Below are 15,902 nucleotides of genomic sequence, written 5' to 3'. Positions count from 1 at the left end.
CTCCGACCGCTATTTATTTAGCAATATTATACAGTAAAAAGATAAAGAGCGTCAATGCTTCAACGCTCTCCTCTTCTTAATTTTTCTAACTTTTCTGTAATATCTTCACTAAATATCTTTCGCATGGCTGGTTGCTTTTCTTTCGTGTCTTTCGTACGTCTTCTTACTTGTTGCTCCATCGCTTGTACTTCTAATTCTAATTCACGCGCAGATTTCCGAAGGGCACCTTGTGCAAATATAACCCATTGTTCCGTATAATCAGAAGTCGCAACATATATTTGTGTATTAATATTTCTAAGTTCGATTGCCAGTTTCTCTATCTTTTCGTCCGCAGTTTGATTCTTACGCGTGAATATTACTTCTATCCGCGATTGTTTCATCTTTTTTTCAATACCATGGACTGTATAGGCATCGAAGACTATCATTACTTTCGTTCCTGTATAACCTTGATAATCCGCCATCTTATCAATAAGCGCGTCTCTTGATGATTGCAAATCTACATCCCGTAGTTCCTTCAATTCTCCCCAAGCCCCGATAATGTTGTAACCGTCAACGATTAAAATATCGTTCATTTTTTATTTACCAATTTCGTGACGTTTACGATATACCTCATACATTAACAAACTTGCGGCTACTGAAGCATTTAAGGATGTAACTTTACCAACCATTGGTAAAGTAATTAAGAAATCACATTTTTCACCAATAATACGACTCATACCTTTTCCTTCACTACCGATTACTAATCCGATTGGCATTTTACCATCTAAGTTACGGTAATCTGTTTTCCCTTTGGCATCTGTACCAGCAATCCAAAGTCCACGTTCTTTTAATTCATCAATTGTACGAGATAAATTTGTTACACGCGCAACAGGAATATATTCAATTGCCCCAGTCGACGCTTTCGCAACTGACGCTGTAAGTCCTACTGCTCTTCTTTTCGGAATAATAATTCCATGAGCTCCCGTCGCATCAGCTGTACGCATAATAGAACCTAGATTATGCGGATCTTCAATTTCATCTAAAATTAAGAAGAACGGATCTTCATTACGTTTTTCTGCTACTTTAAATAAATCTTCTAGCTCAGCATATTGATATGCAGCTACTTGAGCAATTACACCTTGATGATTTCCCTCAACTAATTGATCTAATTTCTTCTTCGGTGCATGTTGCAAAATAACCTTATTTTCTTTCGCTAATGCCAGTACAATCTGTACTTGCCCTTTGGCAGCACCTTCTGCGATCCAAATTTTATTAATATCTCTCCCTGATCGTAACGCTTCAATTACAGGGTTACGTCCAATAATATATTCACTACTCATGATGATGTGCTCCCTTCCTTTTCTTCTAAAACAGCAATTGCCTTATATACAATTTCGTCTAATCTTTCACGATTATTTAATAAGTGATGATAACCGATTAGAGCTTCCAACGCTGTACTATATCGGTATGTTTGTACATCCGTATTCTTCGGAACAGTACCCGAATTCGCATTGCGCCCTCTTCTTAGTACTGCCTCTTCTTCCTCTGTCAAAAATGCCGTCTCTAATAAATGATAAACAACTTTCGCCTGTGCTTTTGCCGAAACAAAGCTCGTCCCTAAGCGATGTAATTGATTAGGGCGAACTGTTCCTTTTTGAAGAAGGTGATAGCGGATATATTGTTCATATACCGCATCACCCATATATGCTAACGCTAAGCTGTTTAATTGCTTTGCATCAATCATCTTTATCCTCTTTTCCATCTTGTACCTTGAGCGGTATCTTCTAAAATAATATTACGGTTTTTTAAATCATCGCGAATTTGATCGGATAATGCGAAATCACGATTTTTACGAGCTTCAATACGCTTTTGGATAAGCGCCTCAATTTCTTCATCAAGTAATTCTTCTTGCGCTAATTCTAATCCTAAAATATCAAATAACGTTTCAAGTTGTTTCACGTATGCTCCAATTACAACTTTAGAAGTATGTTCTTCTAATAAGTATTGATTTGCGTGATTTGCTACATTATATAATTCAGTAATCGCATTAGCCGTATTGAAATCATCATCCATTGCTTCTTCAAATGCAACCTGGAATTTTTCCATTTCAGCTAACCATTTCTCATTATGATCTGTTAAATCTGTACTACTTTCCATACGATGCTTTAAATTACCGTAGGCTGTTTTAATTCTTTCTAGCCCATTATTCGTACTTTGTAATAACTCTTCACTAAAGTTAATCGGATGACGGTAATGTACTGATAACATAAAGAATCTAATTAACTGTGGATCATATTGCTTAATGATATCGTGAACTAAAATGAAGTTTCCAAGTGACTTAGACATTTTCTCATTATCAATATTAATATATCCATTATGCATCCAGTAACGTGCAAATGTTTTTCCAGTCAACGCCTCAGACTGCGCAATTTCATTTTCATGATGAGGAAATGCCAAGTCTTGACCACCAGCGTGAATATCAATTGTATCCCCCAAATATTTACGCGCCATCGCTGAGCATTCAATATGCCATCCTGGGCGTCCTTTCCCCCATGGGCTTTCCCAGAAGATTTCTCCTTCTTTCGCAGCCTTCCATAAAGCAAAGTCAAGAGGGTCTTGTTTCTTTTCTCCTACTTCAATACGCGCACCGTGACGTAAGTCTGCGATTGGTTGATGCGATAATTTACCGTAACCCTCGAATTCTTTCGTTCTAAAGTACACATCACCTTCTGATTCATATGCATACCCTTTATTCACAAGTTCTTGAATAAATTCAATAATGATATCCATATTTTCCGTTACACGCGGATGAACCGTCGCATGTTTGCAACCCAGTGCCGTTACATCTTCAAAATAAGCTTCAACAAAACGATCTGCAATTGTTGGTACATCTTCGCCTAATTCATTTGCAGCCTTAATTAATTTATCATCCACGTCAGTAAAGTTAGATACATACTGCACATCATAACCTTTATATTCTAAGTAACGGCGCACCGTATCAAATACCATAGGTGGTCTTGCATTCCCAATGTGAATGTAGTTATAAACTGTAGGTCCGCACACATACATCTTTACCTTATTTTCTTCTAGTGGAATAAACTCTTCTTTTTGACGCGTTAACGTATTATAAATGTGAATAGTCATTTTTATCCTTCCTTTCTACCTTTACTTCAAGTTGCTTTCTCAATTTATCAAGTTCTGCTTCCATAACCTTTAATTTATCAAAAATTGGGTCCGGAAGATCAGAATGATTTAATTCTTGACCAATCTTTACTCCATTTTGAATAACGACTCGACCAGGTATGCCTACAACTGTAGAATGCGCAGGGACTTCTTTTAATACGACAGATCCTGCTCCAATTTTAGAATTCTCTCCAACCGTAATCGAGCCTAGTACTTTAGCACCTGTTGCAATTAATACATTATCCTGAATTGTAGGATGCCTCTTTCCTTTTTCTTTACCGGTACCACCTAATGTAACACCCTGATAAATTGTTACATTATCACCAATTTCACACGTTTCTCCAATCACAACTCCCATTCCATGATCAATGAAAAAACGACGACCAATAGTTGCTCCCGGATGAATCTCAATGCCAGTAAAAAAACGACTTACTTGTGAAATCCAGCGTGCAATAAAGAAAAAATTCCTTTTATAAAAAGCATGTGCAATTCGATGGGACCAAACTGCATGCAATCCAGAGTAAGTTAAAATGACTTCGAAATAACTTCGTGCCGCTGGATCCTGTTCAAAAACGACTCCAATATCTTCCCGAAGCCTCTTAAACATCGATGTTCCCTCCCCTTTATGGGCTGCTTTTTTCGAATGAACTAACTCCCTTAACTCCCCACTTCCCCTAAATCTTTATACAAGGAGATAAAACTTATACTCATAACCTATTTTGGTATAAAAAAAAGACGCCTCTGTCATATCGACAGAGACGCCTTTTAAGCGCGGTTCCACTCTGTTTAGGCTAAAAAAAGCCTCAAACTCATCCATGATAACGGTTTACACCGCTTCTGCTTACTTTCCGCCCTAAGACGTTCTACGAAATAATTCGCTGTTCAACAGAAGACTCGAAGGGGCATTTCAAAAATCCGCTTATAAACCACTCCCAGCCTAAAGGTGGTTCTCTCTGTAAAAAGCCTGATTTTCTACTTCTCCTTCTCGTCGCTTTTCCTTATTAGGTTTTAAGTATACTTATTATATTTCTAAATCTAGAAAATGTTAACCAATTACTTTTTGAATACGATTTAAAACTTTTTCTTTTCCAAGAAGAGCAATCGCACTAGGAAGTTCTGGGCCATGCGTTTGTCCAGTAGTAGCAACACGGATTGGCATAAATAAGTTTTTACCTTTATGTCCTGTTTCCTTTTGAACTGCTTTAATAGAAGCTTTAACTGCTGCTGGCTCCAGCGCTTCTAGAGCTTCTAATTGACCAGCAAATGCACGAAGTACTTCAGGTACTTGCTCACCTTTCAATACTTCCTGTCCTTCTTCTTCATGATCAACATGATCTTTAAAGAACATTTCAGAAAGCTCTACAATTTCAGCTCCAAAGCTCATTTGGTCATGATATAAAGCAATTACATCACGAACCCAAGCTTGTTCTTGTTCGCTTAAGTTTTCACCTACGCGACCAGCCTTCACTAAATGCGGTAAGCTTAGTTCAACAACCGTATCTAATTCTTGCTTTTTCATATATTGGTTGTTCATCCATTTTAGTTTTTGAGAATCAAACAATGCAGGTGATTTCGATAAACGAGCTGCATCAAACATTTTGATAAACTCATCTTGAGAGAAGATTTCATCTTCTCCTACCGGCGACCAACCTAGTAGTGCGATAAAGTTAAAGATTGCTTCTGGAAGATATCCAAGCTCTTTATATTGCTCAATAAATTGAATAATAGATTCATCACGCTTACTTAATTTTTTACGGCTTTCATTTACAATTAAAGTCATATGACCAAACCTCGGGATATCCCAACCGAAAGCTTCGTAAATCATCATTTGTTTTGGCGTGTTTGAAATATGATCATCACCACGAAGTACGTGTGTAATTTCCATTAAGTGATCATCTACTGCTACCGCAAAGTTATAAGTTGGAATACCATCTTTTTTCACGATAACGAAATCGCCAAAATCATTTGAATGGAATGCCACTTCGTCTTTTACGATATCTTTAAACGTGTAGTCACGATCAGCAGGTACACGGAAACGAATACTTGGAATGCGGCCTTCAGCCTCAAATCCTTTCATTTGCTCCTCAGTTAAATCACGGTGATTTCCAGCATAACGCGGTGTTTCACCACGAGCGATTTGACCTTCACGCTCTGCTTCTAGCTCTTCTTCTGTCATATAACATTTGTAAGCTAAACCACGCTCTAATAAATCTACATATAATTTTTTATAAATATCTAAACGTTCTGTTTGACGATATGGTCCAAATTCACCACCAACATCAACACCTTCATCCCAGTCCATACCGAGCCATTTCAAGTATTTTAATTGGCTTTCTTCTCCACCAGCAACATTACGTTTTACATCAGTATCTTCAATACGAATAATAAACTTACCATCTTGATGACGAGCAAATAAATAATTAAATAATGCCGTACGCGCATTTCCGATATGTAAGTGTCCTGTTGGACTTGGCGCATAGCGCACTCTCACTTGCTTTTCCATAATTGGTACACCTTCCATTCTTAATGTCTACACATTTTATAATTGTACAACAAAAAAATGTGATTATCCATCTTACGAATTAAAAACCATTATTTTTTCTGCAATAATACGACTGCTTGAGAAGCAATCCCTTCTTCTCTACCTGTAAATCCTAATTTTTCTGTTGTTGTTGCTTTTACATTAATATTATCAACAGACGTTTCTAATAGTTCACTAATACGTTTGCGCATGCTTTCAATATGCGGTGCCATTTTTGGCTTTTGGGCAATAATTGTACAATCTAGATTTCCTAGCTCGTAACCTTGTTCACGCACAAATTCCCAAACTTTCTGTAACAATATAGCTGAATCTGCATCTTTAAAGGCAGGATCTGTGTCAGGAAAATGCTTTCCAATATCTCCTGCCGCAATTGCTCCTAAACACGCGTCAGCAATCGTATGTAACAATACATCCGCATCCGAGTGACCGATTAATCCTTTCTCATGAGGAATTGTAATTCCGCCGATAATTAATGGTCTACCTTCCGCAAATTCATGTACGTCAAAACCTTGTCCAATTCGAAACATTCTTTGTATCCTCCTCAAGCTAAACTACTGAGCTTTATGATTCTATATTATATCGCTATCCCTATAAAGAAAAGCCCGGCCGTTGCCGAGCTTTTCTTTACTATAATGCCATCACTACTATTTCTTCTGAACATGAAGGAAACTTTCAGCAATTAACAAATCCTCCGGAGTCGTCACTTTAATATTATAGTAACTCCCCTCTACTACGCCTACTGGCTTCCCGATACGTTCTACGAGACTTGCATCATCTGTACCAAGGAAACAACTCTGCTTTGCACTTCTATGAGCTTCTAATAACAGAGGAACAGAGAACCCTTGCGGTGTTTGAACTGCTTTAAGCTGAGAACGTTCTACCGTTTCAACAACAACACTCTGTTCTACTTTCTTAACTGTATCCTTCACTGGCACTGCACAAATGGAAGCACCATATTTTTCTGCTGCAGTTAATACATCTTGAACCATTTTATTCGTTACGAACGGGCGCGCACCATCGTGCACGAGAACATACTCAACTCCACTCACATGATGCAGTGCATTATATACGCTATCTTGTCTTTCAGCTCCGCCCTGAATAAATTGCACCTGTTTTCCAACTGGGTACTTCTGTATTAACTCCTCAAAATAAGGACGTTCCTCTTCATTAATTGCCATAATAATACTTTCACATGCTGTATCTTTTTCAAAAGCACGTAATGTATGCACAATAATCGGTACTTCATTTATAAGTAAGAACAACTTATTTTTGCCAGCACCCATCCGTTTTCCTTGACCCGCTGCTGGAATAATTAATGTATACATATTAAAAATCCTCTACTTATAATGCTTTTTCTAATAATTTACGTTTTGCGAATATCATACGACCAGCCGATGTTTGCAATACACTTGTAACAAGTACATTGAGTTGTGAACCGACATATTCTCTACCGTCTTCTACTACAATCATCGTGCCATCATCTAAATATGCAACACCTTGATTTTGTTCTTTACCATCTTTCACAACATAAACACTTAGTTCTTCGCCAGGGAGTACAACTGGCTTAATTGCATTTGCTAAATCGTTAATGTTTAATACTGTTACCCCTTGTAATTCAGAAACTTTATTTAAGTTGAAATCATTTGTTACAACAGTTCCACCGGTGATTTTCGCTAACTTTACAAGCTTGCTATCCACCTCTTGGATATCCTCGAAATCGCCTTCATAAATTTCTACCGGAATTGGCATCTCTTTTTGAATACGATTTAAAATGTCTAACCCTCTGCGACCACGATTACGCTTTAACGCATCGGAAGAATCGGCAATATGCTGAAGCTCTTCTAATACGAATTGTGGAATCACAATTGTTCCTTCTAAAAACTTTGTTTGGCAAATATCAGCAATACGTCCATCAATAATTACACTCGTATCGAGAATCTTCCAGTGAGCTGTAGACTTCTCTACTTCTCCCTCGGCCTCTTCAGCCTCACTATTGTTCTTTTTCTTACCACCACGTTGCGGTAATGTAAATAATCCTAGCAATTCATTTCTCTTTTTAAACCCTACTTGGAACCCTAAATATCCAAGTAAAAGGGTAAAGAACACTTGCAATACTGTACTAATGACTGGGATTGTAAATTCACGAATTGGTATTAAAATTAAATATGCAACAATAAGACCAGAGATCAACCCTAATGTACCAAATAAAACATCTGCTACTGGCGCCTTTACAAGGGCCTCTTCGATATGCTTAATAAGTTGAACAATATAATCTACAAGCCAAAATGTTGTTAAAAATAAAATAATTGCACCAATAACTGCCCGAACATACGATCCTTCAAGCCATGGAACAGCACCTATGTCCAATACATTAATAACTTTTGGGATTAAGAAAATCCCTAATGCTCCCCCGATCACTAAAAAGAAGAGCTGTACGATCCGTTTTAACATCCAACCACCTCCTACTCATTATTAACCATTGTTTTGCTAATCAAAACGCCGAATGCAAAAGCGGACGTGTTTTTTTTTATAAATAGTTTTATTTACCAATATACCATATCATATACCAAAAATGTTCTAGTGTCGTTATATTATGGAATCAATGTAATATTCTTAATTGTGTCTACTCATATAGAGATGCTCTTGAATTCTTTTTAGGCCTTCTCGTATTTTCTTCGCTCTAACTTCTCCAATTCCTTCCACATCATCCAATTCATTTATAGTTGCGCGACAAACACCTTGCAACGTTTTAAAGCGATTAATTAAATTTTCAATGATAAGTGGTGGAACGCGAGAAATTTTGCTTGCGATTCGGTATCCTCTCGGTGTCACACTTTCCTCTAAGCTCATTTGTCCTGGATAACCAAGCAACTTAACTAAATCGCTATCCTCTAGAAGTTGTGTATTTGCAAGATCTTGTAACTTCTTCAAAATTTGATGGTGATCTTGCGTTTTCTCTTGATAGTAATCCTTAATCAATAGCGCCGCCTCTGCTTCTAAATCAGCTAGTAATTCTGTGAGTTGTAAACGAATTAATCTTCCTTCTGTTCCTAACTCATGAATGTAGCTCAATATTTCATTTTTAATACGCAGTACCATTTCAACACTATGTAAAACATGAACTACCTCGGACATTGTAACAACCTCTTCAAATTCTAGAATGCCCAAATTCGTAATCCCATCATTCCATACAGCTTTATATTTTTCTAACGTTTGAATAGCTTGATTTGCCTTTGTTAAAATTACACCTATATCTTTTAGTGTATAACGTAAGTTCCCTTGATATAGTGTAATTACGTTACGTCTTTGTGAAATAGCCACAACAAGGCTAGCCGTCTGCTTTGCTACACGCTCTGCCGTTCGATGACGCATACCTGTTTCAATAGAATCAATGGATGGATCTGGAACTAATTGTGCATTTGCAATTAAAATTTTGCTCCCAGTTTCATTTAAAATAAGTGCCCCATCCATTTTTGCTAATTCATATAAACTAGCTGGTGAGAATGCACAATTAATGTGAAATCCTCCATCAACAATACTTTTAATCTGCTCATTATACCCAAGAACAATTAGCCCTCCAGTTTGCGCACGAAGTACGTTATCTATCCCTTCGCGTAGTGGTGTTCCTGGGGCAACGAGCTGTAGAATGTTAATCATACTTTTGACACGTTGCTTGTTTTCCTCCATAGCCTAGCCTCCTAATGTCAAACGAAGCGCTTCTCCTAAATTAGAAACACCCACTACCTCAATCCCATCTGGAATTGTCCATCCTCCCAAATTTTTTCTAGGAATAATAGCACGTTGAAATCCTAATTTTGCTGCTTCTTGTACACGTTGTTCAATTCTTGATACTCTTCTTATTTCTCCAGTTAGGCCTACTTCTCCTATTACCGCATCGGTTGGTGCAGTAGGTTTATCTCTGAAACTTGAAGCAATACTTAATGCAACGGCTAAATCGATTGCTGGTTCATCTAATTTCAAACCACCCGCGACTTTTAAATAAGCATCTTGATTTTGCAACAATAAACCGGTTCTTTTTTCTAAAACTGCCATAATAAGCGAAACGCGGTTATGATCAATTCCCGTCGCCATTCTTCGAGGATTTCCAAAACTAGTAGGAGAGATTAATGCTTGTATTTCTACTAAAACCGGTCTTGTTCCTTCCATTGAAGCAACCACTGTGGATCCTGCAACTCCAACTGGACGTTCCTCAAGGAAAATTTCAGAAGGGTTTAGTACTTCTGCAAGACCTAGCTCCTTCATTTCAAAGATACCCATTTCATTTGTCGAACCAAAACGGTTTTTCACAGCTCGCAAAATACGATATGTATGGTGACGATCTCCTTCAAAGTAAAGAACTGCATCGACCATATGTTCTAGCATACGTGGTCCTGCAATTGCCCCTTCTTTTGTCACATGTCCGACTATAAAAATAGGAATCCCTTTCGTCTTTGCAAGTTTCATTAATTCCGCTGTACATTCACGTACTTGCGCGACACTTCCTGGGGCTGACGTCACTTCAGGTAAATGTATCGTTTGAATGGAGTCAATAACAACAAAAGCTGGATTCATCTCTTCAATGTGCGATGCAATTCGCTGTAAATCAGTCTCTGCTACAACAAATAGATTACTACCCTTTACATGCAAACGATCTGCACGAAGTTTAATCTGCTTTGCCGACTCCTCACCCGATATATATAGTACATCATATGAAGAATCTGCTAATTGCGATGAAATCTGTAATAGCAATGTTGATTTTCCAATCCCGGGGTCTCCACCAATAAGTACTAAGGACCCATCTACAATCCCACCACCAAGTACACGGTTAAACTCTTGGAATTTCGTTTCAATACGCGCCTCTGACTTTGTTTCCACTTCTGTTAGGCGTCTTGGTTTTGTTACTTCTGATTGGATTGCATTGGCATAATTAAGGCGTCTTGATGATACAACCGGTTCCATCTCTTCAACAAGCGTATTCCATTGACCACATCCAGGACATTTCCCCATATATTTTGGTGACTGATAACCACATTCTTGACATGTAAACTTTGTTTTCTTTTTAGCCATATCTTTTTATAGTTCACTTCACTTTCATCTATAAACGTTTATCCTTCTCGTACAAGAAAGAGGGCTATCGCGTAGCCCTCTTTGTTTGTCTATACTTATTTTACCTTTTCCGCACTATGAATGACAAATGATTCTCCTTCTACATCAAAGATAACTTTTTGTCCTTTCTCAATAGCGCCTTTTAACAGTTCTTCTGACAGTCTATCTTCCACATGCTTCTGAATTGCCCTACGAAGTGGACGAGCACCGTACTCACGATCAAATCCTTTATCAGCAATCGCTGCAATCGCTCCTTCTGTTAGGTGTAATTCAATCTCTTGTTCTTTTAGGCGCTTCACTAACTGATTAACCATAAGTGTTACAATCTCTTGAATATGTTTTTTCTCAAGCATATGGAACACGATAATTTCATCAATACGGTTTAAGAATTCTGGACGGAATGCCTTTTTCAGTTCATCCATTACTTTACCTTTCATATCTGAATAATCGCGGCCCTCATCTTGTACGTTAAAGCCAAGATGTTTATTACGTTTTAACGCATCTGCACCGACGTTAGACGTCATAATAACAATTGTATTACGGAAATCAACTGTACGCCCTTTAGAATCCGTTAAACGACCATCTTCTAATACTTGTAGTAAAATATTAAACACATCAGGATGAGCTTTCTCTACCTCATCTAATAGGACAACCGAATATGGCTTACGACGAACTTTCTCTGTTAATTGTCCACCTTCTTCATATCCAACATATCCTGGAGGAGATCCAACTAAACGAGAAGTAGAATGCTTCTCCATGTACTCAGACATATCGATACGAATCATCGCATCCTCATCACCGAACATAGATTCCGCTAACGCTCTTGCAAGTTCCGTTTTACCTACACCTGTTGGTCCTAAGAAAATAAATGAACCAATTGGGCGCTTCGGATCTTTTAATCCTGCTCTTGCACGGCGAACAGCTTTTGCCACAGCTACGACTGCTTCATCTTGACCAATTAAACGATCATGTAAAATCGATTCTAAGTTTAATAATTTATCCGTCTCTGTTTGTGCAAGTTTAGAAACTGGGATACGTGTCCATGTGGAAACGACATTTGCAATGTCTTCTACTGTTACTTCTGAATTTTCTTTTCCTTGTTGCTCTTTCCACTGGCGTTTTGTATCTTCTAACTTTTCACGTAAACGTTGTTCCATATCACGTAAGGAAGCAGCTTTTTCAAATTCTTGACTTTGTACAGCTGCATCTTTTTCTTTTCTAATTTCTTCAAGCTTCACTTCAAGCTCTTTTAAGTTCGGTGGTGTTGTATAAGAACGTAAACGTACTTTTGATGCAGCCTCATCAATTAAATCAATTGCTTTATCAGGTAAGAAACGATCTGTAATATAACGATCTGAAAGTTTTACAGCCGCATCGATTGCATCATCTGTAATAGATACACGGTGATGCGCCTCGTAACGATCACGTAAACCTTTCAAAATTTGAATTGATTCCTCTAAACTCGGCTCATCAACGTGGATCGGCTGGAAACGTCTCTCTAAAGCTGCGTCTTTTTCAATATATTTACGAAATTCATCTAAAGTTGTCGCCCCAATACATTGCAATTCACCACGAGCTAGAGATGGTTTTAAAATATTTGATGCATCAATTGCACCTTCTGCTCCACCTGCGCCAATTAATGTATGAAGCTCATCAATAAATAGAATAATATTGCCTGCTTGACGAATTTCATCCATCACTTTCTTTAAACGGTCTTCAAATTCACCACGATATTTCGTTCCAGCTACAACTGTCCCCATATCTAATGTCATAACACGCTTATCTCTTAAAGTTTCAGGAACTTCATTATTTACAATTTGCTGTGCTAATCCTTCTGCAATTGCTGTCTTACCTACACCAGGTTCTCCAATTAATACTGGATTGTTTTTTGTTCTACGGCTTAACACTTCAATTACACGTTGAATTTCTTTACTACGTCCAATAACAGGATCTAAACGATTTTCACGTGCCACAACTGTTAAATCACGCGCTAAACTATCAAGCGTCGGTGTATTTGCATTTGTTGACGAACCGCCTTGGTGACCTGAACTAGCTTCGTTACTTCCAAGAAGTTGCAATACTTGTTGTCTTGCCTTGTTTAGACTTACACCTAAATTATTTAAAACACGTGCCGCTACCCCTTCACCTTCACGGATTAAACCAAGTAAAACATGTTCTGTTCCAACGTAGGAATGGCCTAACTTACGCGCTTCATCCATGGACAACTCAATAACCTTTTTAGCACGAGGTGTGTAATGTACTGTTTGTGAAGCTTCTGTTCCACGCCCAATTAATGCTTCTACCTCTTTTTGAACTTTCTCTGGACTTAATCCAAGAGCAATTAACGCTTTTGCTGCAATCCCTTCGCCTTCGCGTACAAGCCCAAGTAAAATATGTTCTGTACCAATATTATTATGCCCAATGCGAATTGCTTCCTCTTGAGATAAAGCTAATACTTTCTGTGCTCGTTCTGTAAACCTTCCAAACATCATAGAAATCGCCTCCTACTTGCGCTTAGTTTTGTTCAATACGTAATCGCTCACGGATTAAGGTTGCTCTCCGATAATCTCTTTCTTCTGGTCCTAAGGGCCCTCCTGCATATTGCTGCAAAATGCCTGGCTGAGTAAGGACCATTAACTCAGTCAAAATATTTCTTGATATCCCTTTTATATATCCTAGGTCAATACCAAGTCGTACATCTGATAAACAAGTAGCCGCTTCCGCAGATTGGATTAAACGACTATTGGAGAGTATACCGTAAGAACGATATACTTTATCTTCAAGCTCAATGCTCGAATTTTGTACGATTAATTCTCTAGCTATTTTTTCTTGTTGTATAATTTGTTGAATGACACTCTTTAAATCTGCAATAATATCTTCTTCTGCTTTACCTAGTGTCATTTGATTGGACACTTGAAATATATTACCTAACGCTTCGCTACCTTCACCGTATATTCCTCTTACTACTAACCCTAATTTTTGAATTACTTGTATAATACGGTTAATCCTTTTCGTTAAAACCAGTCCTGGTAAATGAATCATTACAGAGGCCCTTAATCCTGTACCAACGTTAGTAGGACAACTCGTAATATATCCAAGTGATTCATCAAAAGCGTATTCAACCTCTTCCTCTATCCAATTATCTATTTGATTAGCACTTTGAAGCGCCTTTGATAACTGTAACCCTGAGAATAAGCACTGAATCCTAACGTGATCCTCTTCATTAAGCATGACACTAATATGTTCACTTTCTGATAGTAAACATGCTCCGTATTCTGTTCCTGCAAGATTTGGACTAATTAAATGTTTCTCAACTAAAACCCTCCTTTGAAGAGGATTTAATTCATTCATTTTTAATAGTTCAAACTTCCCAAAAGGTTCTACCGGTTTATTTACAAACTTCTTCTTAAATAATTCATGAATCTGTTTAGCTTCTTTCTCGTTTTGCATAGTAGAGAATTGATATTTTTTTAAATTACGAGCCAAACGAATTCGACTACTTAAAACAATATCAGAATCAGGGCCATCTCCCTTCATCCACGGACTAATTGCTTCGTTCATAATTTTGTCCAGTGACATAGAACTATTCCCCCTCTCTATGCTCACTAAGCTGATTTTCAAGACCTCGAATTTCATCTCGTATTTCAGCTGCTTTCTCAAACTCCTCTTTTTGTACAGATTGCTTCAGAGTGAGTTTTAGTTCATCTAATTCTTTCTTCAGGTGGATATTTCCTTCTATACGCTCTGGAATTTTTCCACAATGATCTGTATGTCCACCGTGTAGACGTTTTAATAATGGTTTTAAATGCTCTTTAAATGTATCGTAACAAGAAGCACAACCAAAGCGTCCCACTTTTGTAAATTGTTCATATGTCATCTTACAATCTGGACATCTTAGTATATTTGTATTTGAAAATGTATTTTGTCCTTCTTCAAACATTGCTGATTCACCATGTAATAACCCAGCTAATAGGTCATGGAATGAAAAATTAGACTGCTGTGATTGAAAGAAAGACGTATAGCCACTTTGTTCTGCACATTGCTCACAAAGATGAACTTCCGCCTTTTTCTCGTTGATTACTTTTGTATAATGTAAAGTTGCTGGTCTTATATTACAATTTTGACAAGTCATCGCTATCCCCACCTTTACAACAGGAACGATCTATCTCATGATACTTTTCATACATTACTAGATTGTTCTCTTGCCTTAATCCATTTAATAAAAGCACATGTTACCTTTCAAAATCTCTACAATATTAAACTGCATTATCTTAGTTATCATTTTTTACAAAAGTTATATTTATTTATATTTCAGTGTTCTTAACATTGCGCATAATATTCGAGCCCTAAGTTCATCTCGAGAAGGAACATCCATTAATAATACCGAACGATCTAGTACACTTAACATAAGTTTAGCTTCACGATTTGTTATGATGCCCTCTTCTATTAAACGTATAACCATACTTTCTGCATTTCCTTGTGCAACGCTATGATCAATCATATGAAGCATTTGATCAATAATGTCTATATCGTCATGCAGTTTGACTTTTATAATGCGAATGTAACCTCCTCCACCTCGTTTACTTTCTACTACGAATCCTCTTTCTAACGTAAAACGGGTATTGATTACATAGTTGATTTGAGACGGAACACAATCGAATCGATCCGCGATCTCATTCCTCTTGATTTCAATCACATTATTATTACTTAAGTCAATAACTTGCTTTAGATATTTCTCAATGATATCAGATATATTTCTCATTTATCCGCCACCTTTATTGACTTTGACTATCTTTGACTTTAATTATATACGTATTAAAAAAATTTGCAACTCTTTTGCTTATTCACTATCCTAGCCACATTTCACAGTCTTTAATCAAAAGGACGATTCTTTAAGTAAAGATTTTTTAAATTACTATGAATTATAAAAGAAAACACGAAAAAACACGAGTCAAATGACTCGTGTTTTAGTTGCTTGGCGACGTCCTACTCTCACAGGGACAAGGTCCCAACTACCATCGGCGCTAGAGAGCTTAACTTCCGTGTTCGGTATGGGAACGGGTGTGACCTCTCTGCCATCATCACCAAACTA

The 15,902-nt window shown here is 37.5% G+C and carries 15 protein-coding genes, 1 rRNA gene and 1 other annotated feature; all 16 genes read right to left on the bottom strand.

The genetic code is table 11. The features are described from left to right. Positions 1–59: 59 nt before the first annotated feature. The 16 genes from Q3V31_RS28210 to rrf all read right to left on the bottom strand — a co-directional run bounded on the left by Q3V31_RS28210 (position 60) and on the right by rrf (position 15,899). Complete coding sequence (locus tag Q3V31_RS28210; protein ID WP_000997890.1) at positions 60–572, bottom strand: NYN domain-containing protein; 513 nt, start codon at positions 570–572, stop codon at positions 60–62. Positions 573–575: 3 nt separating this feature from the next. Next, positions 576–1,319 (bottom strand): 23S rRNA (guanosine(2251)-2'-O)-methyltransferase RlmB, encoded by a 744-nt coding sequence (gene rlmB / locus Q3V31_RS28205; RefSeq protein WP_000093762.1) that lies wholly within the window; start codon positions 1,317–1,319, stop codon positions 576–578. Then, the gene (locus Q3V31_RS28200; RefSeq protein ID WP_000564269.1) at positions 1,316–1,723 is read right to left on the bottom strand and encodes a Mini-ribonuclease 3; all 408 of its coding nucleotides are present in this window, start codon (positions 1,721–1,723) and stop codon (positions 1,316–1,318) included. Before Q3V31_RS28200 ends, rlmB begins: the two co-directional genes overlap by 4 nt. Before the next feature lie 2 nt (positions 1,724–1,725). After that, positions 1,726–3,123 (bottom strand): cysteine--tRNA ligase, encoded by a 1,398-nt coding sequence (gene cysS / locus Q3V31_RS28195; protein WP_071733277.1) that lies wholly within the window; start codon positions 3,121–3,123, stop codon positions 1,726–1,728. Further along, complete coding sequence (gene cysE / locus Q3V31_RS28190) at positions 3,104–3,769, bottom strand: serine O-acetyltransferase (RefSeq protein ID WP_000476504.1); 666 nt, start codon at positions 3,767–3,769, stop codon at positions 3,104–3,106. Before cysE ends, cysS begins: the two co-directional genes overlap by 20 nt. 144 nt (positions 3,770–3,913) lie before the next feature. Beyond that, positions 3,914–4,160, bottom strand: a binding site (T-box leader). Positions 4,161–4,207: 47 nt separating this feature from the next. Continuing rightward, positions 4,208–5,665, bottom strand: a complete 1,458-nt coding sequence (gene gltX / locus Q3V31_RS28185; RefSeq protein ID WP_097872221.1) for a glutamate--tRNA ligase — start codon at positions 5,663–5,665, stop codon at positions 4,208–4,210. An 89-nt stretch (positions 5,666–5,754) separates the two neighbouring features. Beyond that, complete coding sequence (gene ispF / locus Q3V31_RS28180) at positions 5,755–6,231, bottom strand: 2-C-methyl-D-erythritol 2,4-cyclodiphosphate synthase (protein ID WP_000488381.1); 477 nt, start codon at positions 6,229–6,231, stop codon at positions 5,755–5,757. A 117-nt stretch (positions 6,232–6,348) separates the two neighbouring features. Further along, complete coding sequence (gene ispD, locus Q3V31_RS28175; RefSeq protein ID WP_000288301.1) at positions 6,349–7,029, bottom strand: 2-C-methyl-D-erythritol 4-phosphate cytidylyltransferase; 681 nt, start codon at positions 7,027–7,029, stop codon at positions 6,349–6,351. Between the two features lie 16 nt (positions 7,030–7,045). Further along, positions 7,046–8,155 (bottom strand): PIN/TRAM domain-containing protein, encoded by a 1,110-nt coding sequence (locus tag Q3V31_RS28170; protein ID WP_000919674.1) that lies wholly within the window; start codon positions 8,153–8,155, stop codon positions 7,046–7,048. Positions 8,156–8,317: 162 nt separating this feature from the next. Continuing rightward, on the bottom strand, positions 8,318–9,391 hold the full coding sequence (disA, locus tag Q3V31_RS28165; protein WP_000392161.1) for a DNA integrity scanning diadenylate cyclase DisA: 1,074 nt from the start codon (positions 9,389–9,391) through the stop codon (positions 8,318–8,320). 3 nt (positions 9,392–9,394) lie between these two features. Then, on the bottom strand, positions 9,395–10,771 hold the full coding sequence (gene radA, locus Q3V31_RS28160; protein ID WP_001085206.1) for a DNA repair protein RadA: 1,377 nt from the start codon (positions 10,769–10,771) through the stop codon (positions 9,395–9,397). Between the two features lie 95 nt (positions 10,772–10,866). Further along, positions 10,867–13,302 (bottom strand): ATP-dependent protease ATP-binding subunit ClpC, encoded by a 2,436-nt coding sequence (gene clpC / locus Q3V31_RS28155; protein WP_329767559.1) that lies wholly within the window; start codon positions 13,300–13,302, stop codon positions 10,867–10,869. A gap of 22 nt (positions 13,303–13,324) precedes the next feature. Beyond that, positions 13,325–14,389: a protein-arginine kinase McsB gene (gene mcsB, locus Q3V31_RS28150; RefSeq protein ID WP_000050844.1), complete on the bottom strand. Its 1,065-nt coding sequence runs from the start codon at positions 14,387–14,389 to the stop codon at positions 13,325–13,327. A gap of 4 nt (positions 14,390–14,393) precedes the next feature. Then, complete coding sequence (gene mcsA, locus Q3V31_RS28145) at positions 14,394–14,942, bottom strand: protein-arginine kinase activator protein McsA (protein ID WP_000128379.1); 549 nt, start codon at positions 14,940–14,942, stop codon at positions 14,394–14,396. 168 nt (positions 14,943–15,110) lie between these two features. Next, the gene (gene ctsR, locus Q3V31_RS28140) at positions 15,111–15,572 is read right to left on the bottom strand and encodes a transcriptional regulator CtsR (RefSeq protein WP_001244553.1); all 462 of its coding nucleotides are present in this window, start codon (positions 15,570–15,572) and stop codon (positions 15,111–15,113) included. A gap of 211 nt (positions 15,573–15,783) precedes the next feature. Further along, a 5S ribosomal RNA gene (gene rrf / locus Q3V31_RS28135) occupies positions 15,784–15,899 on the bottom strand. Positions 15,900–15,902 lie beyond the last annotated feature (3 nt).

Origin of the sequence: Bacillus nitratireducens (assembly GCF_036320425.1) — a bacterium.
Classification (GTDB): Bacteria; Bacillota; Bacilli; order Bacillales; family Bacillaceae_G; genus Bacillus_A; species Bacillus_A nitratireducens.
This window is presented reverse-complemented; position numbering and strand designations above follow the sequence as displayed.

Coding starts and splice junctions, on each gene's coding strand:
- disA (WP_000392161.1), bottom strand. CDS start 9,391: ATGGAGGAAAACAAGCAACGTGTCAAAAGTATGATTAACATTCTACAG.
- Q3V31_RS28200 (WP_000564269.1), bottom strand. CDS start 1,723: ATGATTGATGCAAAGCAATTAAACAGCTTAGCGTTAGCATATATGGGT.
- Q3V31_RS28210 (WP_000997890.1), bottom strand. CDS start 572: ATGAACGATATTTTAATCGTTGACGGTTACAACATTATCGGGGCTTGG.
- ispF (WP_000488381.1), bottom strand. CDS start 6,231: ATGTTTCGAATTGGACAAGGTTTTGACGTACATGAATTTGCGGAAGGT.
- mcsB (WP_000050844.1), bottom strand. CDS start 14,389: ATGTCACTGGACAAAATTATGAACGAAGCAATTAGTCCGTGGATGAAG.
- ctsR (WP_001244553.1), bottom strand. CDS start 15,572: ATGAGAAATATATCTGATATCATTGAGAAATATCTAAAGCAAGTTATT.
- cysS (WP_071733277.1), bottom strand. CDS start 3,123: ATGACTATTCACATTTATAATACGTTAACGCGTCAAAAAGAAGAGTTT.
- cysE (WP_000476504.1), bottom strand. CDS start 3,769: ATGTTTAAGAGGCTTCGGGAAGATATTGGAGTCGTTTTTGAACAGGAT.
- ispD (WP_000288301.1), bottom strand. CDS start 7,029: ATGTATACATTAATTATTCCAGCAGCGGGTCAAGGAAAACGGATGGGT.
- Q3V31_RS28170 (WP_000919674.1), bottom strand. CDS start 8,155: ATGTTAAAACGGATCGTACAGCTCTTCTTTTTAGTGATCGGGGGAGCA.
- mcsA (WP_000128379.1), bottom strand. CDS start 14,942: ATGACTTGTCAAAATTGTAATATAAGACCAGCAACTTTACATTATACA.
- radA (WP_001085206.1), bottom strand. CDS start 10,771: ATGGCTAAAAAGAAAACAAAGTTTACATGTCAAGAATGTGGTTATCAG.
- gltX (WP_097872221.1), bottom strand. CDS start 5,665: ATGGAAAAGCAAGTGAGAGTGCGCTATGCGCCAAGTCCAACAGGACAC.
- clpC (WP_329767559.1), bottom strand. CDS start 13,302: ATGATGTTTGGAAGGTTTACAGAACGAGCACAGAAAGTATTAGCTTTA.
- rlmB (WP_000093762.1), bottom strand. CDS start 1,319: ATGAGTAGTGAATATATTATTGGACGTAACCCTGTAATTGAAGCGTTA.